Source organism: Paenibacillus mendelii, from assembly GCF_024498075.1.
GTDB classification, from domain to species: Bacteria; Bacillota; Bacilli; order Paenibacillales; family Paenibacillaceae; genus Paenibacillus_Z; species Paenibacillus_Z mendelii.
In genome coordinates, this window is record NZ_JANHOF010000007.1 from 259425 (window position 1) to 285320 (window position 25896).

20 protein-coding genes and 1 riboswitch are annotated in these 25896 nt (G+C 53.1%); of the genes, 9 read left to right on the forward strand and 11 right to left on the reverse strand.

What is annotated here, in order from left to right:
• Positions 1-4 precede the first annotated feature (4 nt).
• Entirely contained in the window at positions 5-517 is a 513-nt protein-coding gene (locus tag NNL21_RS22325; RefSeq protein ID WP_204820243.1) for a cupin domain-containing protein, read from the reverse strand.
• Positions 518-703: 186 nt separating this feature from the next.
• Positions 704-794, forward strand: a riboswitch (cyclic di-GMP riboswitch).
• An 80-nt stretch (positions 795-874) separates the two neighbouring features.
• Here NNL21_RS22325 and NNL21_RS22330 point away from each other — a divergent pair.
• A complete protein-coding gene (locus tag NNL21_RS22330; protein ID WP_204820242.1) occupies positions 875-2320 on the forward strand; it encodes a putative bifunctional diguanylate cyclase/phosphodiesterase in 1446 nt (481 codons plus the stop codon).
• 120 nt (positions 2321-2440) lie between these two features.
• Here NNL21_RS22330 and gdhA read toward each other — a convergent pair whose 3' ends face one another.
• Together gdhA and NNL21_RS22340 are read right to left on the reverse strand one after the other, a co-directional pair.
• Positions 2441-3802 (reverse strand): NADP-specific glutamate dehydrogenase, encoded by a 1362-nt coding sequence (gene gdhA / locus NNL21_RS22335; protein WP_204820241.1) that lies wholly within the window; start codon positions 3800-3802, stop codon positions 2441-2443.
• Between the two features lie 441 nt (positions 3803-4243).
• Entirely contained in the window at positions 4244-5227 is a 984-nt protein-coding gene (locus NNL21_RS22340; protein ID WP_204820240.1) for a diaminopimelate dehydrogenase, read from the reverse strand.
• A 345-nt stretch (positions 5228-5572) separates the two neighbouring features.
• Here NNL21_RS22340 and NNL21_RS22345 point away from each other — a divergent pair, with 345 nt between their 5' ends.
• From NNL21_RS22345 to abc-f, 3 genes are all read left to right on the forward strand, one after another.
• On the forward strand, positions 5573-6106 hold the full coding sequence (locus tag NNL21_RS22345) for a YceI family protein (protein ID WP_204820435.1): 534 nt from the start codon (positions 5573-5575) through the stop codon (positions 6104-6106).
• Between the two features lie 251 nt (positions 6107-6357).
• Entirely contained in the window at positions 6358-6501 is a 144-nt protein-coding gene (locus tag NNL21_RS22350; protein WP_204820239.1) for a hypothetical protein, read from the forward strand.
• 96 nt (positions 6502-6597) lie between these two features.
• Complete coding sequence (gene abc-f, locus NNL21_RS22355; RefSeq protein WP_204820238.1) at positions 6598-8547, forward strand: ribosomal protection-like ABC-F family protein; 1950 nt, start codon at positions 6598-6600, stop codon at positions 8545-8547.
• Between the two features lie 92 nt (positions 8548-8639).
• Here the strand turns inward: abc-f and NNL21_RS22360 are convergent, their stop codons facing one another.
• From NNL21_RS22360 to NNL21_RS22385, 6 genes are all read right to left on the reverse strand, one after another.
• Positions 8640-9434, reverse strand: a complete 795-nt coding sequence (locus tag NNL21_RS22360; protein WP_204820237.1) for an ABC transporter ATP-binding protein — start codon at positions 9432-9434, stop codon at positions 8640-8642.
• The gene (locus tag NNL21_RS22365) at positions 9434-10366 is read right to left on the reverse strand and encodes an ABC transporter permease (RefSeq protein ID WP_204820236.1); all 933 of its coding nucleotides are present in this window, start codon (positions 10364-10366) and stop codon (positions 9434-9436) included. Before NNL21_RS22365 ends, NNL21_RS22360 begins: the two co-directional genes overlap by 1 nt.
• Before the next feature lie 89 nt (positions 10367-10455).
• On the reverse strand, positions 10456-11502 hold the full coding sequence (locus tag NNL21_RS22370) for an ABC transporter substrate-binding protein (protein WP_204820235.1): 1047 nt from the start codon (positions 11500-11502) through the stop codon (positions 10456-10458).
• Between the two features lie 472 nt (positions 11503-11974).
• Positions 11975-13171: an MFS transporter gene (locus tag NNL21_RS22375; RefSeq protein ID WP_204820234.1), complete on the reverse strand. Its 1197-nt coding sequence runs from the start codon at positions 13169-13171 to the stop codon at positions 11975-11977.
• 62 nt (positions 13172-13233) lie between these two features.
• Positions 13234-13515 carry an ArsR/SmtB family transcription factor gene (locus tag NNL21_RS22380; RefSeq protein WP_204820233.1) on the reverse strand — a complete coding sequence of 94 codons (282 nt, stop codon included), beginning with the start codon at positions 13513-13515 and terminating at the stop codon, positions 13234-13236.
• A 129-nt stretch (positions 13516-13644) separates the two neighbouring features.
• The gene (locus NNL21_RS22385; protein ID WP_256555398.1) at positions 13645-15030 is read right to left on the reverse strand and encodes an MATE family efflux transporter; all 1386 of its coding nucleotides are present in this window, start codon (positions 15028-15030) and stop codon (positions 13645-13647) included.
• Positions 15031-15300: 270 nt separating this feature from the next.
• Between NNL21_RS22385 and NNL21_RS22390 the strand changes: the two genes are divergently transcribed.
• From NNL21_RS22390 to NNL21_RS22400, 3 genes are all read left to right on the forward strand, one after another.
• Positions 15301-16257, forward strand: coding sequence for a phosphotransferase (locus NNL21_RS22390; protein ID WP_204820231.1), 957 nt, complete (start codon positions 15301-15303; stop codon positions 16255-16257).
• A gap of 153 nt (positions 16258-16410) precedes the next feature.
• A complete protein-coding gene (locus NNL21_RS22395; protein WP_204820230.1) occupies positions 16411-16872 on the forward strand; it encodes a zinc-ribbon domain-containing protein in 462 nt (153 codons plus the stop codon).
• Between the two features lie 95 nt (positions 16873-16967).
• Positions 16968-19295 (forward strand): ATP-dependent DNA helicase, encoded by a 2328-nt coding sequence (locus NNL21_RS22400; protein WP_204820229.1) that lies wholly within the window; start codon positions 16968-16970, stop codon positions 19293-19295.
• 119 nt (positions 19296-19414) lie between these two features.
• On the opposite strand, the gene NNL21_RS22405 is transcribed toward NNL21_RS22400, so the two are convergent.
• Together NNL21_RS22405 and NNL21_RS22410 are read right to left on the reverse strand one after the other, a co-directional pair.
• Positions 19415-20137, reverse strand: a complete 723-nt coding sequence (locus tag NNL21_RS22405) for an amino acid ABC transporter ATP-binding protein (RefSeq protein ID WP_204820228.1) — start codon at positions 20135-20137, stop codon at positions 19415-19417.
• Positions 20130-21668 carry an ABC transporter substrate-binding protein/permease gene (locus NNL21_RS22410; RefSeq protein WP_256555399.1) on the reverse strand — a complete coding sequence of 513 codons (1539 nt, stop codon included), beginning with the start codon at positions 21666-21668 and terminating at the stop codon, positions 20130-20132. Before NNL21_RS22410 ends, NNL21_RS22405 begins: the two co-directional genes overlap by 8 nt.
• A 211-nt stretch (positions 21669-21879) precedes the next feature.
• On the opposite strand from NNL21_RS22410, the gene NNL21_RS22415 reads away from it, so the two are divergent.
• Together NNL21_RS22415 and NNL21_RS22420 are read left to right on the forward strand one after the other, a co-directional pair.
• The gene (locus NNL21_RS22415; RefSeq protein ID WP_204820227.1) at positions 21880-23871 is read left to right on the forward strand and encodes a GTP-binding protein; all 1992 of its coding nucleotides are present in this window, start codon (positions 21880-21882) and stop codon (positions 23869-23871) included.
• Positions 23872-24024: 153 nt separating this feature from the next.
• Positions 24025-25098: a nitric oxide synthase oxygenase gene (locus tag NNL21_RS22420; protein ID WP_204820433.1), complete on the forward strand. Its 1074-nt coding sequence runs from the start codon at positions 24025-24027 to the stop codon at positions 25096-25098.
• Positions 25099-25896: the final 798 nt, after the last annotated feature.

Below are 25896 nucleotides of genomic sequence, written 5' to 3' on the forward strand. Positions count from 1 at the left end.
CCTGCTAAGTGGCTTGAATTCTCCAATATTTCATCAGTGGGCCGTTATGCCCATGTACAGGATCCGTCCCGGGAAGAGGCACCAGCGGAATTTCATCCAGTGCGGCCAAGCGGTCATCAGGCTTGCCCTTGCGCAGGTTATAGTGCATTCCGTCTGGATATGCCCCCACCACTTGAAAATCCGCGCTGGATGTCAGCCTTTTATGCACCGTTCCCGCTGGCAGAACGACAATGTCTCCCGCCTGTACGTGCACGGCAGCTCCTTGCTCGCCGCCAAGCTGAAGGGTTGCGCTGCCTTTGGTAACGCCCAATACTTCATGTGTATTACTGTGATAATGATGATAATCGAATACCCCGTTCGTCCAGCTGTTCCGCCAATTGTTCTGATTGAAGAGCTGCTCGATACGCCCGGTGTCGTCTTGCATAACACCAAGGTACACGAGAACAGGCAAAAGGCGATTATTCGGCATAACACCGTCATCTTCGAAAAAGTAAGTTGCGATCTCCGTTTCTCTCATCGTAGGATCTCCCTTCTTCTTGGCGTATTTATCCACACATAAACTAAAACAAGTTAGGTTAAACATACCAAATTTCGACATTATTCGATGATATCATATAGACAGTAAGTTACACCCAACCTATAATGGTTATATAGTCATGTTATAAATAGTTAATAAGAACTACATCAGCCAAAACATACATAATTTCATTAAAGGCAAACTTATTGAAAAATAAGGACGCAAAGTCATGGACCTAACGCAGATGTACCTCTGTTATGGTTGCCAGACCGCCAACTGTGGAGAACGATCCGGAGGGCGGATTGTTCTTATTTTTTTTGCGCCGACTTTTGCTTGGATTTGCATGAAGGAGGGAAGATGGCAGTGCCGGCATACGTATTTGCATTGCTCCTGGTTACCATATATCTGGCTGCATATTTATATTGGTTAAGCAAAGAAAGAATGCTGCTAGCAGAGAATGAAGCGTTCCTGCAAAAGGAGCAACGATTGCTGGATCGAAATGAATTTATGACCCATTATGACATGCTGTCAGGTCTGCCGAACCGTCAATATTTCGAGGAGAAGGTGTCCCTGGAGCTTCAGCGGCTGAAGGCAAACGGTGTCGAAGGCCGAATGCTGGCGGTCATGTTCATCGACTTGGATCGCTTTAAGTATATGAATGATAGCTATGGCCACGCAACTGGGGATGAAATTATACGGCAAGTCGGTATAAGGCTGAAGGAGTCCAGTGACGCCCGCATGACGGTCGCCCGGCTCGGCGGCGACGAATTCGCCGTTCTCTTCACGGACATCAATGGCCGAGGCGAGCCGTTCGAATGGTCGGAAGCGATATTGGAAGCCATTGAGGAGCCATTGTTGTTAGCCTCTCTCGAGCTTCGTTTGACGGGAAGTATTGGGATTACCATTGCTCCCGATGACGGTATGACAACGATGGAGCTTATGAAGAACGCCGATATTGCCTTGTACAAGGCCAAAGCGCTCGGGCGGAATAAGTGCTGGTTCTATACGAAAGAGCTCAAAGGGGCTCTAAAACGAAAGCTGGCAATCGAGCAGGCCCTGCGTATCGCATTGGAGCAGGACGAGTTCATTCTCCATTACCAGCCCCAGTATCGTGCGTGTACCAAGGAGCTGGTAGGGGCTGAAGCGCTGATTCGTTGGCAGCCTCGCAACGGCTCGCTTGTATCGCCAGCCGACTTTATCCCGCTTGCCGAAGAGACCGGACTGATTGTACCGATTGGGGATTGGGTTCTGCGAACCGCCTGCAGTCAGGCCGCGGAGTGGCTAAGGCAAGGGTTCCCGCCATTCCAAATATCCGTTAATGTGTCTCCCCGGCAGTTGGTGGAAGCCGACTTTGCCGATCGTGTTCGCACAATTCTTAGGGAGACGGGTCTTCCGCCGCAATATTTGATGCTGGAGATTACCGAAGGGGTTGCCATACGGGAGGAGATGGAGACGCTGGCCAAGCTTCTTCCGCTGAAACAGCAGGGCGTCCAAGTTGCAGTCGATGACTTTGGAACCGGTTATTCGTCATTAAGCTACTTAACGGCCGTACAGGTCGACTCGTTGAAGATCGCCCAGATGTTCATTAAGGACATACCCGGCAGCGGAGGGCAGGCGGCTATCGTGAAGGCCATCGTCGCCATGGCAGGCAGCTTGAAGCTCAATGTAATAGCAGAAGGCGTCGAGACGGAGGAGCAGTACGAATTTCTGCGCTCGCAGGGCTGCCATTGGATTCAAGGCTATTACTTCGCGAAGCCGATCGCGGCTGAGGAATTCGAACAACTTCACGGTAACAGACAATAGAGAAGGCGCCCGGTAATGCGGGCGTCTTCTTTATGATTCTTGGAAATAACGGATGACGCAAAAATGTCCCCTAACCGATTTATGAAGCGGTTGGGGGACATATAGGATGAGTGCAGTAAGCTAGATAACGCCTTGTGCCAGCATGATTCTTGCAACTTTCAGGAAGCCAGCGATGTTGGAGCCGACGACCAGATTGCCAGGGCTGCCGTAGTTCTCAGCAGCTTTCATGCTTTCGCTGTAAATGTTCTTCATAATTTGGAGCAGCCGCGCATCGACTTCTTCTGCTGTCCAAGCAAAACGCATGCTGTTCTGAGCCATCTCTAGTGCGGATACGGCTACGCCGCCAGCATTCGCTGCCTTAGCAGGTCCGAACAAGACATTGTTGTCCAGGAACAGATCGATAGCTTCCAGCGATGAAGGCATGTTGGCACCCTCAACGACTGCTTTGACGCCGCCTGCAATCAATTGCTTCGCTGCTTTTGCGTCGATTTCGTTCTGAGTGGCCGATGGGATGGCAACTTCACATGGGATCGACCAGATGTCCGTAAAGTTTACATGGAATTCCGCTTCAGGGTGAACCAGGGTGTAGTCGCTGATTCTTTTGCGGTCAACCTCTTTAAGCTGCTTTACGGTGTCCAGGTTGATGCCGTTGGGGTCGTAGATATAACCGCTCGAATCGCTGCATGCTACGACATGTGCGCCTAATTGCTGCGCTTTCTCGATCGCGTAGATCGATACATTACCGGATCCCGATACGATGACGCGCTTGCCTTCCATGCTGTCTCCAGTAGCTTTGAGCATCTCTTCGGCGAAGTAAACGGCGCCGTAGCCCGTTGCTTCTTTACGAATCAAGCTGCCGCCGTAATCCAGCCCTTTGCCTGTCAGAACACCAGCTTCGTTCGCATTGCGGATGCGCTTGTACTGTCCGAACATATAACCGATTTCTGCGGCGCCAACGCCGATATCGCCGGCAGGAACGTCCGTATCCGGTCCGATGAAACGGTACAATTCGGTCATGAAGCTTTGGCAGAAGCGCATCATCTCCATGTCGGATTTGCCTTTAGGATCGAAGTCCGCTCCGCCCTTGCCGCCGCCGATTGGCAGTCCGGTCAGGGAGTTCTTGAAAATTTGCTCGAAGCCGAGAAACTTAATGATACTTGCATTAACGGTTGGGTGGAAGCGCAGTCCGCCTTTGTAAGGGCCGTTAGCACTGTTGAACTGCACGCGGTAGCCGCGATTAACGCGTACTTTGCCTTGATCGTCTACCCAAGGTACACGGAAGGAAACCATTCTTTCCGGCTCAACGAGCCGTTCTAGAATACCGGCTTTAATAAACTCCGGATGCTGATCAAACACAGGCGCAAGAGAAAATAAAATTTCGTAGACGGCTTGATGAAATTCTTCTTCATTAGGATTGCGTTTAATGACGGTTTCATAGACTGCTTTGACGTAATCGGTTCCTTTTCCAGTCGTAATAAGCATCCGAGGGCTCCTGTCTATATTGTCTTTTGTATAAATCCACATACGATTTGTACTTTTAATCAATTATATAGGGATTTTCATGAAAAACAAAATAAAAATTATTTAATGACCCCTCAAAAAAAAAGTGATGAGGGCAAAAGAACCAATGAAACCGCGGGTTACACCGGTTTGAGTATCCACAATTCGGCAGACGGAAATCCGTCTGATATCGGACAAGAAGGGTGGTTTCGTTCGGATCTAGCATCATTAGAGGTAATGAATGCCATTGCTGCTAAATGGAACGCGGATAGCTGGTCAGAGGTGAGAACAAGCCTCCGAAATCCGCTATATTAGCGGTGCGGAGGCCTGTCCGCAGTGAATTGACAGGTAAACGCATAGCGGGCTTTCCCCTAGCAGGAGAAAGTCTGAATTTGACTGAAATAAACCAAAGAGAGGCAAACCTTACAGGAGCTCTGCTCTTAACTGCTCTGGCGATTTCGGAGACAAATAGCCCGGGGCGATATCAAAGACCGTCTTAGCGCCGGATACGCCTTCGCTAGACAGACGATAAGCGGCTCTAGCATAGGCAACCAGAACGCTTGCTGTAAATTCGGGGTTGCTGCTCAGCTTTAGGGAATATTCAACAATTTGGCGATTGTTGTTCCCGGTTATACCGCTGCGGATCACGAATCCGCCATGAGGCATTTCCGAGTGATTAGCCGCCAATTCTTCTTGGCTAATGAAGTGAACGGTTGTGTCGTAATCGGCAAAATAGTTGGGCATCGTCACGATTTCTTGGGTGATTTTCTCTAAATCTGCACCGTCTTCCGCGACGACAAAACATTCACGCAGATGCTTTTCACGAGTGGCCAGTTCAGGCGTTCCGCCATTGCGAATGTCATCGATAACCGATTGTACCGGTACCGTGTACTGAACGCCGCCTTTAACCCCGGGTACCCGGCGAATCGCATCGGAATGCCCTTGGCTGACGCCTTTTCCCCAGAATGTGTAATCAGTACCTTCGCGAAGAATGGACTCTGCCATCAGACGGTTTAAGGAGAACATACCTGGATCCCAGCCTGTCGAGATGACGGCGACTTTGCCGGACTTAACGGCTGACTGGTTGACTTTCTCGAAATACTCAGGGATTTTAGCGTGGGTGTCGAAGCTGTCTACAGTATTGAACATGGTGGAGAACTGAGGTCCTTGCTCAGGTAAATCGGTTGCCGATCCGCCGCACAAGATCATAACGTCGATCGAGTTTGTGTACTGCTCTACTTCTCTCACATGGAGAAAATTCAATCCGTCCGGATTGTTTAAGGTAGAAGGTTCCCTGCGTGTGAAAATACCGACGAGCTCCATGTCCGGATTTTGACCGATTGCAGAGACAACGCCTTTGCCCAGATTACCATAGCCTACGATTCCGATTCTAATGCTGTTACTCATTCTTGTTAACCTCCACAAAAGATTGAATGCATCTTCCGGTAGTCCCCGAAGCGGTGGTGATCATCCCCCACACACAAAGCTTACCCATCTTGTCATTATAGCAATTATTTCGGAAGTATACCGCTTCATTCCGTTATTTTTATTTGCAGTTTTCCCCCTATTATTTGCACTAATCGTGTAGTCGGCAGTCCAGAATTCACCTTATTTGTTTCAATTGCAGCGGAATAGGGACAATCGATCTCGAAAAGGGATTGACAAATGTTGGTGTGGAAACTACAATAGGTACATACATTCAAATAAGTTAGTATCTAATTAAAAGTAAGTAAATATGAGGAGGAATATATGATGGCATTATCGCAATGGTCTGTGGATCCCACACACAGCAGTATTGATTTTTCAGTCAAGCATATGATGATCGCGAAAGTGAAAGGAACGTTTCACACTTTCGAAGCTCAGATCGAGGCCGACCCTGAGGATCTGACCTCGGCCTCCATTCGGTTCAGCATAGATCTAAGCAGCATCGATACCCGTAATGCAGACCGGGATGCGCATTTGCGCTCCGCTGATTTCTTCGATGTGGAGGCAAATCCGAAGATGACTTTTGAGGCAACGAGAATTACGAAATCAGGCGATGGAGAATATGAGGTAACGGGCGATTTCACGCTTCATGGGATTACACGCCCAGAGAAATTCGCTGTTTCGTTCGAGGGTGCGGGCAAGGATCCATGGGGTAATGCGAAAGCAGGCTTCAGCGCAGTAGGCAGCCTCAAACGGAGCGATTACGGCTTGACTTACAATGCTGTATTGGAAACGGGCGGAGTGCTTATCGGCGATGAAGTGAAAATATCGATTGAAATCGAAGCGCTTCAGCAAGTATAAGAATCCGAAGTGGAGAATAGCAGGCCGGGGATATCCGATCTGCCGTTTGTTCGTCCGTCCGGTGACGTTCAGAACCAACTTTCAAAGGTGATGGGCGCATAGGAGGGCTGGGAACCGCTCTTGTTGCCAATACAAGATGAACTGTGGTAAATTTATAAGCAGTTATCAGCACATAAGTGCGAGCTTTTTCTTTATATGACGGAGCATTCGCTCCGCGGTATTTCAAACGAATGTTAAGGAGGTGAGGTAGGATGAATCGCGAATCGGTGAATAACCGGATCAGCCAGCTGCCCATAGCGATGGCTGGCATTGTGCATGCTTTTTCCCAAGACGGGAGAAGTCTGTCCATTGATATCCATACGGTTACACCATTCGCGAAAAGACGCCTACCTTAACCTCAGACGGATTATATCCAAGAGGGTCGCGGGGCTTTTCCCGCGGCTCTTTTTTGTCGTTTCTGGCTAGGGTCTTCATAACTAGGAGGATCCATTATGTTAATTGTAAATAGTCAAAATATAAAGCAATACCACGGTGCCCAGCTTATTCTAGAGGATGTGACATTCGAAATTCATGACGGGGAGCGGGTGGGGCTTGTCGGCCGCAACGGGAGCGGCAAGACGACCCTGCTGCGTCTTCTTGCCAAGGAGCTGAAGCAAGACGAAGGGCAGCTTGCCATTCGCAAGGATACGCAGATCGGCTACTTGGCCCAAGTGCCGGAAGAATGGAGCTCGGCTACCGTCCATGACGTACTGGCATCGGGCTATAAGGATTTGCTCGATTGTAAGGCCAGTATGAACCAGCTGGAGCTTAGCATGTCCGATCCGTCGACAGCTGAGGACCCGGACCGGCTCGCCCGGCTGCTGGAGGCGTATTCCAAGCTGCAGGAGCGCTTCGAGCGTGATGGCGGCTATGAGATGGAGGCTCACATCGATCAAGTGGCGGGTGGTCTGCAGATTGCGAAGGCGTTCTACAAGCGGCGGTTCGATACGCTGTCAGGCGGCGAGCAAACCAAGATCGGCCTTGCCGCGCTGCTCATTCGCAGGCCTGGATTGCTGCTGCTTGACGAGCCGACCAACCATCTGGATATGGTCAGCGTGGAATGGTTGGAGACATTCATTAAACAGTATGATGGCGCATGTCTGATCGTATCCCATGATCGTACCTTCCTCGACCGCGTTGTGACGAAAATTATAGAACTGGAAGATGGCGAGGCGCATACGTACTTGACCCATTACACCGGCTATATGAAGGAGAAAGAGGAGAGGCTGCTTCAGCTATTTGCCGACTATCAGGAACAGCAGAAGCGGATCAAGAAGATGAGGGAAACGATTCGCCAGCTGGAGGAGTGGGGACGGGTCGGGGGAAACGAGAAATTTTTCCGCCGCGCAGCTTCGATGAGAAAGGCGCTTGAACGAATGGAGAAGCTCAAGCGGCCGGTATTGGAACAGAAGGGGGCCGAGTTCGGGCTTTCACCAGCCGACCGCTCTGGAAGAAAGGTACTCCGGTTCGAAGGGTTAACGAAGTCCTTCGGTGCTGCTCAGGTGCTGAGCGGCATGAATGGCGAATTGGAATATGGGGAGAAGATTATGCTCGTCGGGCCCAACGGTTCCGGTAAATCAACGTTCATCAAGCTGCTTCTCGGTGAGGAGCATGCCGAGGAGGGAACGTTTGAATGGGGATCCCGGGTAGATATTGGCTATTTGGCTCAGCTGGACCCGCCTGGGGATGGCCGTACAAGCGTACTCACCTATTTCCGCGAGGAAGCAGGGCTGGAAGAAGGGGAGGCCCGCTCTCGTCTCGCCCGCTATTTGTTCTACGGAGCGGACGTGTTCAAAACAGTGGGCCAGCTCTCGGGAGGCGAATGGACGCGGCTGCGGCTGGCGCTGCTTATGCTCCGCAAACCGAATATGCTGATTCTCGATGAGCCGACCAACCACATGGATATTGCATCAAGAGAAGCGTTGGAGGAAGCGCTTGAGGAATTTCCGGGAACTATTCTGGCCATTACGCACGACCGCTATTTCATCAACCGGTTGGCCGACAAAGTGTGGGAGCTCGAGATGGGGCGAATTACCGTATACTTGGGCGACTTCGACGCGTATCAGGAGAAGCGGGCGCAGCTGCAAGCGGATCGGGCTGCTGGCTATAATGCCGTAAGGAATCCATCATCCTCCGTGGATGTAAGAACCTTGTCTGAGTCCAAAGCACCCAGGGCGGCCAAATTGCCACGTTCTATGAAGGCCGGGAATGCTTCTGAGCGCTTGGAGCCTTCTATTGCCCAGCAGGAGAGCCGGCTTATCGAGCTGGATGCCCGGCTGAATAAGCTGTCCGAACAATCAACGGATACCGAAGAGCTGGCAGCGCTGTGGGCGGAGCGGGAAGCCGTTCAGGATAGGCTGAACCAGCTTTACGAGGAATGGATGGATCAAGAGAACCCGTGAATAAGGGAACGAATAAAGAGGGCTGAGCCAAAGTCGTTAATTCGACTTCGCTCAGCCCCCTTTGTATGCAAGCTATTGGAATGCCATGCTAACTACCCGAATACGACGCGATCATCAGTCATCTTATGGCCGCTGATTTGTTCGAATTCGCCAAGCAGCTGAGCAACGGTCAGATCCTTCTTCCGTTCCTCGTTCACATCCAGGATGATCCGGCCCTTATCCATCATGATGAGCCGGTTGCCGAGCCGGATGGCCTGCTCCATGTTATGGGTGACCATCAGCGTTGTCAGCTTCATCTCCCGGACGATGCTCTCGGTCAGGCGGGTAATCAATTCCGCTCTAGATGGATCAAGCGCAGCGGTATGCTCGTCGAGCAGCAGGATTTGTGGTTTTGTGAATGTCGCCATTAGCAGGCTTAACGCCTGGCGCTCCCCGCCCGACAGCTGGCCGACCTTCGCACGTATCCGTTTTTCTAGACCAAGATTGAGCCGCCCCAGCTGCTCATAGAACAGCTTGCGTCTTCTCGCCGTAACGCCGAACGCAAGACCGCGAGACTTGTCGCGGGAATAGGCCATGGCGAGGTTTTCCTCGATCGTCATATGCGGCGCAGTGCCTGCCATCGGATCTTGGAAGACCCTTCCGATCCACCGGCTGCGCTGATGCTCCTGAAGATGCGTAATAGCCGAGTTGTTGATTTTGACATGGCCCGTATCTGGCGTCATGACTCCGGAGATAACGTTCATGAGCGTCGACTTGCCGGCGCCATTACTGCCGATGACGGTAATGAAGTCGCCGGGATTCAGCTTCAGGTTGATGCCGAATAATGCGATCTTCTCGTCCGGCGTTCCGGGATAGAACAATTTCGATACGTTAGAAAGCTCGAGCATTATCGTGCACCTCCTGTTGGCGTTGGCGTCTTCGATGCCTCGGCTGTTAGCTGAGCCGACCGTTTCTTGGCCATGCTCTTCTGCTTCATCGCCCGCCGCGCTGAAGGAAGTACGAGCGCTACGATGACGATCAAGGCTGTAATAAGCTTCAAATCCGATGCTTCAAGCCACTCCACCCGCAGAGCGAGTGCAACGACGATCCGATAGACGATGGAGCCCAGAACAGCGGCAAGCGTCGCCCAGAAGACGGTGCGGGCACCGAAGATCGCTTCGCCGATAATGACGGAGGCCAGACCGATTACGATCATGCCGATCCCCATCGAGATATCCGCATAGCTCGATTGCTGGGCAATTAATCCGCCTGAAAGTGCGACAAGACCGTTGGACAAGCTGATGCCGAGCATCTTTGTATTGTCGGTATTGGCACCGAAGCTGCGAATCATGCGTGGGTTGTCGCCAGTCGCCCGGAGTGCAAGTCCCATATCGGTACGCAGGAAGGCGTCCAGCAGAAACTTAATCACGAGAATACAGACAGCCATGACGATAAGCTTGACCCAAATCGGGGATATAGAGGAAAACATAGGCTCGATATCAAGCAAGGAAGTATTCGGCTTGCCCATGATGCGAAGATTTATTGAATGGAGAGCAATCATCATCAGGATGCCTGAAAGCAACCCGTTAATTTTGCCCTTGGTATGCAGTAGGCCTGTGCACGCACCCGCTACCGTTCCGGCAAGGAAGGCGGCGATCATGGCGATCCACATCGAATAGCCATTCGAAAGCAGGACAGCAGCAACTGCGCCTCCTGTTGCAAAGCTTCCGTCCACGGTTAAGTCGGGAAAATCGAGAATGCGGAATGTAATAAAGACGCCAAGCGCCATTAAACTGTACAGTAGGCCGAGCTCGACTGCACCATACATCGAGTCAAGCATGATTGTCCTCCTTTACCAATATTTACAGATGGGTTGATAACAGCATGAAGAGGGAGTGAACGAAAGAACGTTCACTCCCGCATTATCAATTATTGAATCAGGTTTTGTTCTTGATCTTTCACTTGGCTCTTCATATCGTCTGTTACTTCAATACCGTAATCAGCTGCAGCTTTAAGGTTAAGAATAAGGTCAAGCTTGTCCGGAACGGTAACTTTCATTTCGGCAGGTTTCTTGCCGTTCTTCAGAACTTCTACAGCCATTTGGCCGACTTGGTAACCATGGTCGTAGTACTTGAAGCCGACGGTTGCGAAGGCACCCTTCTCGACGGTGTCACGATCACTAGAGAAGAAAGGGATCTTCTTATTTTTTGCAACTTGCAAAATGGCATCCACGCCACTTACAACTTTATTGTCAAGCGTAATGTAGAATGCATCCACGCGGCCTACCAGTGATTCAGCAGCTTGCTTAACTTCAGATGAGTTGGTAATGGCGGCTTTCACAAGCTTGATACCGTGTTTGGTCAATGTCTCTTCGGCTTTCTTCGCCATAATGACTGCATTCGGTTCGCCTTCATTGATGACAATACCGACGGTCTTGATATTAGGGAAGCTGCCAGCGATGAAGTCCATCAGCTTGACGATCGCTTCCGGGTTCGTATCGGATGCACCTGAGATGTTGCCTCCAGGCTGGTCTACGTTCGTAACAAGCTTAGCATCAACCGGATCGGTTACAGCAGCGAATAACAGCGGCGTATCCTTCACCTTCGAAGCAAGTGCGACAGCGGACGGAGTTGCGATCCCGAGAACGAGGTCGTTCTTCTGGCCGGCAATTTTCTGTGCGATCGACAGGTTATTCGCCGGATCGTCCTGTGCATTGTTGTAATCAACTTTCAGGTTGTCGCCTTCGGTCAGGCCGGCATCCTTCAGTGCGGCTAGGAAGCCTTCTCGCGTAGCGTCCAGGGATGGATGCTCGACGATTTGTGAAATCGCGATCGTGTACGTTTTCTTCTCCGCATTTCCAGCTCCGCCCCCTGCGTTGCCCGAATCGGTGTTTCCGTTCTCGGTAGCTTTGCTTCCACAGCCTGCAGTTATCAGGACGGCTGAAAGGACAAGCGCTAGCCATGTCATTTTTTTCACGTAAATTTGCCCCTCTCAATAATGGACGCCACACATAAAACGGTTTAACGCTTTGGTCCATAAAAGCGGAAAAGCGTTGATGTTACGCCGTTTTTTGTGTATGCGTTAACATATAATATACCATATTAAGGTGCAACAACCGATTCGTCAATTGAATATAAAAACCAACTATTTACATGCGAAAGGTCTGCTCCCACTATACATTATGTATTATACAAGTATTATTTCGTTACGTCATGTGTATAACATTAATTACCATTTATATTGGGTGGATAAACAGGCAAGCACGATGGGATAGAACCATATATACAAGCGCCCCTTCACAGTTGGTGAAAGGGCGCTTATCTATAGCAAACTCGATTCATTGCGGTCCATTAGTCCAGCAATGGTTGAGCGGATTGGTATAACCTTACAGCAAGCGTTGTGGATAAAGTGGATATGTTGTTGATAAGTTGGGGATAAGAACAATTGATCAAGCTCCCGCTTTCTCCAGGACGGGCTCGACGACACACCTATGCTTGCGTATGCGGTTTAGTTTTATGGAAGCGAAGGCTGTACCTGCCGCGATGGCGACACCCAATGCGCCGATCCAACTAATGGACGATAGTGAAGCCCGCTCGACGACAACGCCGCCGATGCCTGCGCCTGCCGCCATGCCCAGCTGAAGAACGGAGCTGTTCAGGCTTAGCATAATGCCGGAGGCTCCAGGGGCAAGCGTTAATAAATAATACTGCTGCGTTGGCCCCGTCGTCCACGCGGTGAACGACCATAGCATCAACAGCGGAAACACGATGGCCGGGGTTCCGGCGGTTAGAGACAAGAGGATCAGAGCAGCGGCATGAATGCCTATTCCGCCTACCAGCGTAAGGGGAACCCCCCATCTGTCCGTACTGTAACCGCCGAATTTCGACCCGATCAAGCTTGCGATTCCGAATGCGAACAACCCGGCGCTTACGCCTTTCTCGCTCATTCCTGTTACGGTCAGAAGAAACGGTGATATATACGTATAGGCGATGGCGTAGCCGCTAATCCAGAGAAAGGTAACTGCCAAAGCAATGGCGATTCTGGGCTGTTTCAAGAGGGCCAGCTGGCTTCGCAGCGGTACGGGCTCTTCGCCAGCGCTCTGCGGCAGGGCGAAGTAGATGATAAACATGGCAAGCACCCCAAGCAGACCGATCCCCCCGAAGATGGCTTTCCAGTCGTAGACGGAGGCAATGACTCTGCCAAGAGGTACGCCCACGATTAAGGCCGTACTGAAGCCCATAACGAGTGTCGCGATGGCGCTCCCTTGTTTGTCAGGCGGAGCGAGCTTAGAGGCTACCGTCAGCCCTGTAACGACGAATACTCCGGTGCTGAGCGCCAGGACGATTCGCGAGGCCACAAGAAATTCGAAATTGGGCGATAGGGCTGCGATGATGTTACCGGCGATAAACACAGCAAGTGAGTAGAGCAGAAGCTTCCGTCTTTCCACGCGGGCTGTAACAGCCATGAGAAAGGGAGTGCCGAAGGCGTAAGCCAGTGAGAACACCGTAATTAGCTGACCCGCAGCAGAAACGGAAACACCGGTATCTTCCGCAACCTTATCCAGAATACCTGCAATAATAAATTCTGACGTTCCGACCAGAAAAGTGACGATGGCCAGTATATAGATTTTCCAAGCGTTCGACATGGTCCCTCGTCTCCTCTCTTTATTTCGATATTTCTAAAAACATAGAAATATAAACAAAAATATTACGCCAGCAAATATGGCGCATATTTCTCTGCCATCTCACGGTCCACACTATAGTAGATATAAGTGCCGTCTTTGCGGAGATTCAGCAGACCGCAGTCCGTTAACTGCTTGAGATGATGAGATAGCGTTGAACCGGCGACGGATTCGAGCTTGCCTGCGATATCGGAGCAGCATAGATTACGCTCTTCGGTTAGCAGCAGGGCGATTCTGAGCCGGGTCGGTTCTCCTAGCGCTTTATATACCTTGACAGCTTGCCTTACGTCCGCGTTATCTTCGGCCATATGCTGTCTCACTCCCATCTGCATCTATATTTCTAAACTTATCGAAATAAAAATAACATACCTGGCCCTGGAAGTAAACCGTGAATTCGAATAAAAAAAATTCGGCCCCTAAGCGGGGCCGAGTACGAACTAGCTTGCAGAGCCAGCCACAGCGGCAGCTGCAGGTTCCATGGGATCAACGAGTGAACGCTTCTCCCACACCCTGCTTCGCCAGCGCTGCCACATGATGATCCCTCGCAGCCACTCATCGGCGGCAATCGCCAGCCACACCCCGACAAGTCCCATATCCAGACGGAATACGAGCATATAGCCAAGAGGCAGACTCATGCACACCATCGAAATAAAACCCATATACACCGGAAATTTCACATCGCCTGCCGCCCGCAAAGCATTGATGAACACAAGGTTAACTGAGCGTCCCGTTTCGAGCACGATACTGAACAGAATGACATGTGAGGCCATACGAATGACATCCGTGCTATCGGTGAACAGGCCAATTAACGGCTCGCGGAATGCTATGACCACGATATCGACCACGATTGTAATGGTCACGCTCCAGATAACGCTTTGCAGTACCCGCCGGTACGCCTGGTCTTTCAGCCGTGCGCCGACGTAGCGACCAACGATAATGGCCGTACCCATCCCGATCGCCGCACTGAACAAGTAGATATACTGTGATATTGTCATGGCGTAAGAGCGGGATGCGAGCGCTGCTGCGCCCAAGAAGGTAACGTAGTAGAGAAAGACCGTTTGACAAGCGTGATAGGTCACCTGCTCGAGAGCGGACGGAATGCCGACCGACAGGATTTTACGAATATACGTCTTGGAGAACGTCACATAGTCGCGCAGCATAATGCGGACCTCCATGACGCGGTAGAGCACCCAAGCGAAGACAACCAGCGCCAGCGCGCGGCTGATCACCGTGGATACCGCGGCACCGGCTACGCCCATTTCTTGAAATCCGAGATAGCCGAAGATGAGCACGTAGTTAAGCCCAACGTGAATCACGTTCATGCCGAGAGCGACATACATGGATTCCTTCGTGAATCCGTACGTACGCACCAGGCTGGCGATGACATTGATAAGTGCCTGCAAAAAGAGAAATCCGCCTACGATCCCCATATACGTATTCGCATACTCGAGCACCTGTCCGTCCAGGTTCATCGAGCTAAGAATGGCATCACTGAAGATGAACAGCGCCGCGCTGACTACCAGTCCGAGCAGCAGGTTCAGCGTGATCGATAATGCTGCGATCTTGGAGGCCTCAAGCATCCTGCGGGAGCCTATATATTGCGCCACGACGACGGATGCGCCGTTGCTGATGACTTCCATGATGAGGATGCAAATAAAGATATACTGATTCACGACGCCGACCGCGGATACCGCATCGTCGGATACCCCGCTCAGCATCAGGGTATCTGCCGTTCCCATCAACATAAACAGCAATACTTCGAGAAATATCGGCCACGTGAGTTTATACAAATTCAAGCTTACGCCGCCTGTTTTATTATTCATAGCTGCCTGTTCCATTCTGACTGCCTGCACATCCGTTCTTATCGCTTAATTTTGAACAATGAAGCTATAGTATCACAGAACGGCGAAGGTTTTCATAGATTTTCATAAAAAATATATTTTCCAATCCATGCATGCCAAAATCGATGGGCCGGCACACCGTTTTTGATAAAATCGAGAGCGGATTCTGAACGAAATGAATGATGGATGATATAATAAGAAAAGCAACTTGTGGAAAACAATGGATGCACAAACGAAACGGAGGATCGAAGCATGGGGCTTCCGAGGGGAATGATACTGCCGGACGGCTCTTTGGATGGGAGGCTGATCGCTACGCGGGACGCACTGTATACGGGCATGAACGGCAGCAGCGTCGAGCGTCTCCGCCTGACGGTTGGCGGCAGCTGCATCTTTAAGCCGCTCACCAATGACGGACAGTGGGGCTCTGAGCTGTGGGTTTACAAGCATGTCCTGCCTTATTTTCCGCCCTTATACCCGCGTCTGCTCGCGGCTTCCATAGATAGTCAAGAAGGGAGACACTGGCTTCTCTTCGAAGATCTTGGCGCTCTGGATCATACATTCCGGGAGGAGACGGCTGTTGAGCTTATACGGTATATGGCTTGGTGGCACGCCTTCCCGACGGGCGGACTTCGCGATGGTCCGCTCCAAGGGCCGAAGCCGCCCATCGAGATACTCGCCGCGGAACTTATTTCGGATGAAGAGCATGTGCTGCAGACAGGCGTGGAGCTTGGGGTAAACACCACATATCTCCAAGAGGTGTTGAATATTCTCAAGGCGGAAGAGACGCCGTTCGGACAAGAGAAGGTGCTGTCGCATGGAGACCTGCATGCGGGCAATTATGCCTTGTCCGATGGGCGCTTAATCGTGCTCGATTGGGAGCATATGCACCTGAACTCGCCTTTCTGGGATTTGTATCATGTGCTGGACATGTCTCACCCGACGTTTCCCGGAAGTATGACGGAGAAGGTGAGAGAAAGGCTGCTGGACGTATATGCGGCTCAGAGGAAGCGGCAAGGCAGCAAGCTGGATACGGAGTTGCTCCACAGGGAATATGCCTTGTATGCTGCGGTGTTCTCGATCTGGATGCTGCGGCTGATCGATGGCGACATCCGCCGCGGCTCGGCACTGTGGCCGCTGTCCGCGTTAATCAGGCAGCGGCAGGAAACGTTGACAAGCTTGAACCAGTGCTTGGGACGGTTATTGGGATGAACACTGCTTGCAGCTCATATGTATGAGCTGCGGTGTGCTGCTCAAGGCAACCTTGATAATGGCAGGATGCGCCGATGCTGCAGGCATCTCGCAACCTTTTTGCCTGGTGCACCGTAGGAGAAGCCATCACAAACCGTTTGGAGGCGAAGCGTCATGAGAAGCATCAAGCCTGGAAGAGGACCTTCTGCGATGGGAGCGGCAGGCAGTGTATTTGCCATTATTTTCGGCATTATTTGGACCGTAATTGCATTTAACATCACGAAGGATGCTCCTTTCCCTTTGATCAGCGTCGTCTTCCCGCTGTTCGGTATCGCCTTCATCGGCATGGGCATCGTGCAGGCGGTATACCATTACAAGAACGCCACCTCCCGCAACCGGATGTCCCTGCTCGACATTGTGGACGAGAAGGAGGAGCCGGATCCGCTGAACCTTCGTTTCGGGAGCGGCGGTTCCATGAGCGACAGCATTGATCCAAATGATGTTGATTCGGTTCAGAATGGGAATCGTGCGCGGGGACAGAGAACCCGTAAATATGCCGGAAACTATTGTCCGTTCTGCGGCGATAAGGTGGAGGCAAACTTCGCGTTCTGCCCGGGCTGCGGGAAAGAGATTTAAGAAGGATACAATCTAAGGTGCGCGGGACGCTCCGGCCGTGATACAATGGAGGAACAAATGTTCTCTCGCATGAGGGCAGGCAGGAGAGGCGTATAATGGCGGATACGGTTCAAATTTCTGTAAGGTCGCTTGTCGAATATGTGTACAGGAGCGGGAGCATCGAATCCGGATTCCACACGACGACAACTCTGACGGACGGCACGAAGGCCCATCAGAAGATCCAGAAGCTCTATGGCGAGAAGGATCGCAAGGAAGTATATGTGAAGACGGAGATGCCCCGCGGCGATCTCCTCTTTGTCGTGGATGGGCGCTGTGACGGCCTGCTCGATTTGGATGAAGGGCTTACCGTGGATGAAATCAAGTCTACGTCGGGCAGCATAGAAGCCATTGGCGATGATGGATACCCGGTTCATTGGGCGCAAGCGATTTGCTACGCCTATATGGTGGCGGAGGAGCGGGGGCTTCCTAGCATGCGCATTCAGCTCACCTACGTTCAGGTGGATACCGAAGAGCAGCGCAGGTTCGTCCGTGAGATGACCTTCGAGGAGCTGGCACAGTTCATGGAAGAGATGGTTCGCGGCTACGCCCCTTATGCGGAGCAGAGACACCGTCATGTCATCGCCCGCGCTGCCAGCATGAGGGCGCTGCCTTTCCCCTTCGACGCGTACCGGGAAGGGCAGCGGAAGCTGGCCGGATCGGTGTATCAGTCCATAGCGGATAAACGCAAGCTGTTCGCCAAGGCGCCAACGGGAACAGGCAAGACGATCTCGACGCTGTTCCCGGCAGTCAAAGCGATCGGCGAAGGACTGCTTTCGCGATTGTTTTATTTGACGGCCAAGACGATTACCCGAACCGCCGCAGAAGATGCATTGGCCCTGATGCAAGCGAGAGGGCTGCATATGCATACGGTAACGATAACGGCCAAGGAGAAGGTGTGCTTCCAGTCGGAGATGCGCTGCTCCAAGGAGTTCTGCGAATATGCCGACGGCTATTATGATCGCGTGAACGGCGCTTTGCTGGACATGCTGTCCCATGAGACGGCTATGACCCGGCAGGTAGTGGAGCAATATGCCCGCAAGCACAAGGTATGCCCCTTCGAGTTCTCGCTGGATGCCGCCTACGCCGCAGATGGCATCATCTGCGATTATAACTACATTTTCGATCCGAAAGTAAATTTGAAGCGGATGTTCGAGGACCAGAAGCGGCAGACGGCATTGTTGGTCGACGAAGCGCATAATCTGGTGGACCGGGGCAGGGAAATGTACTCCGCCGAGCTGAATAAGGCGGATTTCCTTGAGCTTGCGCGGACGTTCAAGGCGATTCGAACAGATGTATATGAAGCCTCCAAGGAAGTGAACCGGCATCTGCTCAGTGTACGCAAAGCAATGGGAGAACAAAAGACCCTTGTCGAGTCAGAGCGGCCGGAAACGCTTATCGAGCTGGTCGAGTTCTTCGTGTATACGGCGGAGAAGGTGCTTGCTGCAGGGACGCTGGGCGTGGAGCATGCGCATGCGGCCTCGCTGCTGCTTGATGGTTATTTTACCGCCCAAGACTTCCTGCGCATTGCCAATCTGTATGACGAGCGTCACGTCACCTACACGGAATGCTTCAAGAGCGAGGTGCACGTCCGGATGTTCTGTCTGGACCCCTCGTATCTGCTCGGTCAGATGGGTAAAGGCTTCCGCAGTCATATTTTCTTCTCCGCCACGCTGTCTCCTCTCAGCTTCTACGTAGAGATGCTTGGCGGCAGCGAGGAGGATTATGCCGTTGCGATCCCGTCGCCGTTCTCGCACGAGCAGCTGGATGTCATCATTCAGCCGCTGTCCACGCGCTATCAAGACCGTGAACGGACGAAGGAACCGCTCGCGAGAATGATCAGGCAGATCACGGAGAAGAAGCAGGGTAATTACCTGGTGTTCTTCCCTTCGTATGCGTATATGACCGATGTGTACGAACGGTTCATGACGATAGATGGAGGGCAGGAGCACGCAGATATCCTCATCCAGCAGACGGGCATGTCTGAGGAGGAACGAGAGCGGTTTCTAGCCGCTTTCGATGCTGCCAACGCAAGGACGCTCATCGGATTTGCCGTCATGGGCGGCATTTTCTCCGAAGGCATCGATCTGGTGGGAGACCGGCTAAGCGGGGTCATTGTCGTCGGCGTAGGGCTTCCGCAGCTTGGCTTGGAGCGGAATGTAATTAAAGACTATTTCGAACGGACGGGCAGGAACGGCTATAATTACGCCTACGTCTATCCCGGCATGAACAAAGTGCTGCAGGCGGGAGGACGATTGATCCGCTCGGAGCAGGATCGCGGCACACTCGTGCTGGTGGACGACAGATACCTGAAGGCGCAGTATCAACGGCTGCTCCCCGACGAATGGAGATCGTATTCGGTCGTGAACATGGAGAGCCCCCACTGAGCGATCAACGGCTGCTGCTGTGTTAGGAAGGAAAGAACCGCCGAGGGCATTCCCCCGGCGGTTCTTTCGTTTCGTATGCGAAATGATATCAACCACTGCCAACTGCTAGCCAGCCTTTCTTACAGAACTTGCTCGAGAAAACGGGCAGCGCGTTCGCTTTGCGGCTGTCGGAAGAATTGCTCCGGATCGGCCCGCTCAATCAGCTTGCCGCCATCTAGAAAATAGATCGTGTTGGCCGCTTCGCGGGCGAACTTCATCTCATGCGTTACGATCAGCATCGTCATGCCGGTCGAGGCGAGATCGCGGATAACGGCGAGCACCTCCTTGACCATCTCCGGATCGAGCGCGGATGTAGGCTCGTCGAAGAGCAGAATCTCCGGGTCCATGGCCAGGCTGCGCGCAATCGCGACACGCTGCTTCTGCCCGCCGGACAGCTTCGAGGGATAGACGTCGGCTTTATCCTGGAGACCGACGCGTTCGAGCAGCTGCAGTCCCTTCGTTCGCGCTTCTTCAGCGGACAGCCCCTTCACTTTCATGGGTGCGAACGTAATGTTATTCATGACGGTCATATGCGGAAACAGATGAAAATGCTGAAACACCATGCCAACCCGCTGACGGATCCGGGTAATATCGTTTTTCGGATCGGTAATGTCCGTTCCGTCGATTATAATCTGGCCTTCTGTCGGTGTTTCCAGCAGATTAAGGCAGCGCAGGAAGGTTGACTTGCCGGAGCCGGAAGGTCCAATGATCGCCACGACCTCCCCGCGGCTTACGGATGTTGAGATGTCTCGCAGCACTTCCAGCTTACCGAAGGTTTTGGACAAATGTTGGACATCAATCACTGCGGCGCATCCTCCTTTCTAGCAAACGGGCAAGTGAGGTCAACACAAGCACGAGAATGTAATAGATCGCCCCGATGAATAAGAGCGGCTCCAGCGCGCGGCCGGTATCGGCCTGGACGACATTCGCCCTGCGCATCAAATCGGCGACGCCGATCACGGAGATGAGCGACGATTCCTTGACCAGCGCAACGCATTCATTCACGAGCGCCGGAAGGATGGTCTTGATCGCCTGCGGAAAAATGATGCTGACCATCATCGTTCCGTATGGGATGCCGAGCGCCATCGCGGCTTCGCGCTGGCCTTTGTCCACGGCAAGAATGCCGCCTCGGATCGTCTCCGACAGGTAGGCGGCCGAGTTCAAGCCGAATGCAAGGCCGGCCGCCTGCAGCGCCGTTATATCGTAGCCGGTCAGCTGCGGTGTGGCATAATAAAAGAGAATCAGCTGCAGCAGCAGCGGGGTACCGCGGAATACGGACGTGTAGACCGTCGCGAACCATTGCAGCGGCTTGATGCTGGATATTTTGAATAAGGATAGAATGGCACCCCACACGAAACCGAACAGCGCGGATACGAATGTGAACAGAAGCGTGATGAACACGCCGCGCAGCAGATAGCTGGCGTAGCCTTCCAACACACCAAAGTCGATGACTCCGGAGCCCCGCTTGTTCTCTTCCTCGTTCTCGTTACCGAACCACTTGTCTGTAATCGCCTGCAGCGTGCCGTCATTCTTCATTTCTTCCAGCACGCGGTTGAAATCATTCGTGAGCGCAGAGCCCTTCGGGAATGCGATGGCATACCCTTCGTCCCCGGAGGACGCCGGAATCATATTGAATTTAAGCTCCGGATTCGACGTGGTATATTCCAGCGCAATCGCATCCTCGATGATGGCGGCGTCCAGCCGGCCTGCCCGGATCTCTTGAATCATATCGGGAATGCGGTTCAGCTTCTTCACGGACGCGTCCTTCAATTCTTGGGTGACTTTCTCCTGTGTGGAGCCCAGCTGCACCCCGATCCGCTTTCCCTTCAGCTGATCCAGAGAGGTGAAATTATCCTCTTCGCTGGAGACGATCGTATTCCGTGCGGCATAGTAGCTATCGGAGAAATCGATGCTCTGCTTGCGCTCCTCCGTCACCGACATCGCCGACATGACGAAGTCGACCCGTTTGGTTTGCAGTGCCGCGAGTAAACCGTTGAAATCCATGCTGGATATCTTCAGCTCATAGCCCAGCTTATCCGCAATGTGGTTGGCTATGTCGATGTCCATGCCGATGATCTCGCCGCCGCCCTTGGCATCGACGCTTTCATAGGGGGCATAGTCGGGTGACGTACCCATCACAATCGTTTTCTTCTCGGCATTATCTGTCGCTGCCTCCTGGCTGGTCTCACCCAGGAGGCCGGCAAATAAGTCTCCCGATCCCGCCTGATCGGAGCCGCTGCCGAATAGTGATAATGCATGGACGTTCGTAAAGCCGCCTGTTAGCACTAGAATGCCGACAAGCGCCGTCAATGTCCATTTCAACATTTTGCTCATCGTGTGATCCTCTTCCGAAAATAGATTTTGTTAAAAAACGCGCATAGTATACTATACCCAAAAGAGAAACAATCCCTCAATGTAGAAAATATTCCTGCTGCTCCGGGGCGGAGAATGGAAAATGTTATTAATATCCTTTTGCCGACTTGAATCTCTGGCTCGCTTTGCGCATGATAGAGTAACAAACAAGAGTGGAAGGAGAACGTCAGCGATGAACGAGCAACATCATACGATGCGCAATGTAGGCTTGTTCGCTCACGTCGATGCCGGCAAGACGACGACAACGGAGCAGATGCTGTTCCGGAGCGGACAGCTGCGGTCGCTAGGCAGCGTGGATACGGGCACGACCCAGACGGATTCGCTGGAAGTGGAGCGCCAGCGGGGGATATCCGTCCGGGCTGCCGTTACGAGATTATCGTGGGGCGGAACGGACATCAACTTGGTAGATACGCCCGGGCACGTCGATTTTCTGTCCGAAGTCGAGCGTTCGCTGCGGGTCATGGACGGCGCTGTCCTTATCGTATCGGCGGTCGAAGGTGTGCAGGCGCAGACGGAGGTCATCTGGCAGGCACTGCGGGAGCTGCGGATTCCTACCCTAATCTATGTGAATAAAATGGATCGGATCGGAGCCGATGCTGATGCGGTGCTGAAACAGATCGGCCGTCTGCTCTCCCGCCAAGCGGTGCCTATAAGCGCTCCTGACGGCCAAGAGGCCGATTTCGGCGGATCTGCCGATTTACTGAGCGGCGATGAATGGCCATTGAAGGCTGAGGCCTATCGGGAGAAGCTGATGGAGGCCGTGGCGGAGCGGGATGAAACGGCAATGGAGCTGTATCTGGAGCAGGGCGAGCTGGATTCTTCCTTGATGCTGCCCCACCTCATTGAAGGCGTTCACGCCAGCGAGCTGTTTCCCGTCCTGTTCGGCGCATCGGGCCGGGGCATTGGGGTGGAGGCACTGCTGGATGCGATCGTCCGGTACATGCCTCCTCCCGCGGGGAGCGTGGAAGCTCCGTTATCCGGCGTCGTATTCAAAATCGAGCGTGATCCCGCTATGGGGCGAATCGCTTTCGTCCGTCTCTATGACGGCGTCATCCGCAACCGGGATATGATTCGGAATTATACCCGTCAGCTGGAGGACAAGGTGACGCAAATTCGCCGGTTGATCGGGCAGAAGACAGAGGATATCGGCGTCTTACGGGCGGGTGACATCGCAGCCGTATATGGCTGGAACCGGGCTCGAATCGGCGATATCGTGGGATCGCCGGATGGGGTGCCAGGCGAGAAGCGGCTTGCGGTGCCGCTGCTAACCGTGCAGGTGCAGTGGCGCAATGACGCGGAATATCCGGCTGTCGTGACGGCCTTTCAAGAGCTGGCCGACGAGGATCCGCTGCTTGATCTGCAGTGGCTGCCTGAAGAGCGGGAGCTTCATCTGAAAGTGATGGGGCAGATTCAAGTTGAGGTGCTCACCCATCTGCTGCAGAGCCGGTTCGGCCTGCAGGTGACCTTCGGGGCACCGAGCGTCATTTACAAGGAAACGCCGGCTTCCGCGGGAGAGGGCTTCGTCGCCTATACGATGCCCAAGCCGTGCTGGGCGATCCTGCGATTCCGGATTGAACCCGGCGAGCGTGGAAGCGGGCTTACCTATACATCGCTGGTTAGAGGAGAGCAGCTGCTTGACAGCTATCAGAACGAAGTGGCGCGCCGCGTGCCGGAGGCGCTGCAGCAGGGGCTTCGAGCGTGGGAGGTTACCGACCTTCGCGTTACGCTCGTCGAGGGCGAGCATCATGTGTGGCATACGCATCCGCTCGACTTTGTCGTGGCGACCCCGATGGGCATCATGAATGGCCTCATGAACACGGGGACGAAGCTGCTGGAGCCGCTGCTCCGGTTCCGGTTATCGGTCCCCGAGGAGTATGGAGGCAAGTTGATGAATGAGCTCATCATGATGCGCGGCGAGTTCGATACGCCCGTTGTCCGTCAAGAGCGGATGGAAATTGAGGGGCTGCTGCCGGTCGCGACCTCTCTTGAGTTTCCGGCCCGGCTTGGATCGTTGACCAAGGGCCGCGGGACGCTGTCCGCTTTCTTCGCGGGCTACCGGGACTGCCCGCCGGATGTCGATGTCGAGCGGCTTCGCCGGGGCGTTAATCCTCTCGATCAGGCGAAGTATATTTTGGCGGTGCGCAATGCGCTCTCTAACCAGTAAAGTGCTTTTTGCATCATACTATTCATAAGAATAAGGCTAGAAGTTCCCGCCGGCTTCGGTGGGGACTTCTTATTGTTGTATAATAGATGAATCATAACGAACAGGTGGGGTCTTCCGGTGGAACAGCAGGCTGCTGCACAACATAGAACACGAATGGAAGAGTCGGAATCGTTCATCCGCGCATGCTTCCGCGAGCTTGGAAAGACAAGGCTGGAGACGGATAAGCGCATCCGGGAAGTAAGTGATTCGATTGCGGAGACCGGTACATACACCCATACGTTCGAAGAGCTGGAGCATGGGGCCAAAATGGCGTGGCGCAACAGCAACCGCTGCATCGGTCGTCTGTTCTGGGAGACGATGCGCGTCCTGGACGCACGCGGCGCGCAGACGGAAGAAGAGATGGCGGAGGCGTTATTTCGCCATATCGAATATGCGACGAATAAGGGCAAAATCCGTCCTGCGATAACGGTGTTCCCGCCTGCAGCGGATTCTGCCACCGGGGATGGGCCTCGCATCTGGAACTACCAGCTCATCCGGTATGCGGGGTATGAGACGCCAGAAGGCATTATAGGCGATCCGGCTTCCGTGAAGCTGACGCAAATCTGCCAGTTCATGGGCTGGAGCGGAGCGGGTACGGCATTCGATGTGCTCCCGCTTGTTCTGCAGCTCGGGGGCAGCAAGCCGAAGCTGTTCCCGATCCCGGAGCGGCTCATTCTTGAGGTGCCGCTGGTACATCCGGATTACGAGCAGTTCACGGAGCTGCAGTTGAAATGGTACGCGGTACCGTTGGTATCCAACATGCGGCTGGAAATCGGCGGCTTGCACTATACAGCCGCGCCGTTCAACGGCTGGTACATGGGAACGGAAATTGGAGCACGCAATTTGGCGGACGAATTCCGGTATGACATGCTGCCCCGGGTAGCGGAGATTATGGGATTGGATACGAGCAAGGAAGCGAGCTTATGGCGGGACCGCGCGCTTGTAGAGACGAACGTGGCGGTTCTGCATTCGTACAAGCAAGAAGGCGTGACGATCGTGGACCATCATACGGCGTCCAAGCAGTTCGCGAGGTTCACCGATAAGGAACGCCAAGCGGGGCGGGCGGTTACCGGTAACTGGTCTTGGCTGATCCCGCCTGTGTCACCCGCGACGACGCCTATTTTTCACACCCATTACGACAACCTAACGGTCAACCCGAATTATTACTATCAGGATGATCCGTACTGACGACGGGATTGTAGAATGGGGGGCGGCAGCTCGATGGCTTGATGCGGGGAGTGGGTATTACCGGGGCGGCTGGAGTAGGTGAGCGGTACAAAGGTGAAGATAAAGGTGACAGTCGGCTGCTGATCGGATGCGCTAGTGAAAGGTAACAGGTGGCTGTTGACCGGGGATCGTCGTCGATGATGGTCGAAGGATTAGCAGCCGGGGATCGGGAGCTGTAACGGTAGAAAAGGGTCTAACAGCTGCTGCCCATAGAGAGGGGCGACGCTGTAAGACCCTTTTTGGGTGTTACAGCTGGTGAAAGTGTACGGGCAGCCGGGAATTGGGAGCTGTAACGGTAGAAAAGGGTCTAACAGCTGCTGCCCAGAGTGGGGGGCGATGCTGTAAGACCCTTTTTGGGTGTTACAGCTGGTGAAAGTGTACGAGCGGCCTGGGATCGGGAGCTGTAACGGTAGAAAAGGGTCTAACAGCTGCTGCCCATAGAGAGTGGCATAGCTGTAAGACCCTTTTTGGGTGTTACAGCTGGTGAAAATGTACGAGCGGCCGCGGATCGGGAGCTGTAACGGTAGAAAAGGGTCTAACAGCTGCTGCCCAGAGTGGGGGGCGATGCTGTAAGACCCTTTTTGGGAGTTACAGCTGGTGAAAGTGTACGAGCGGCCGGGGATCGGGAGCTGTAACGGTAGAAAAGGGTCTAACAGATGCTGCCCATAAAGAGTGGCGATGCTGTAAGACCCTTTTCGGTTTAACCCCCTAATTTTGGACACTAACCACGCTCATACTACCGAAATTACATCATAGCGC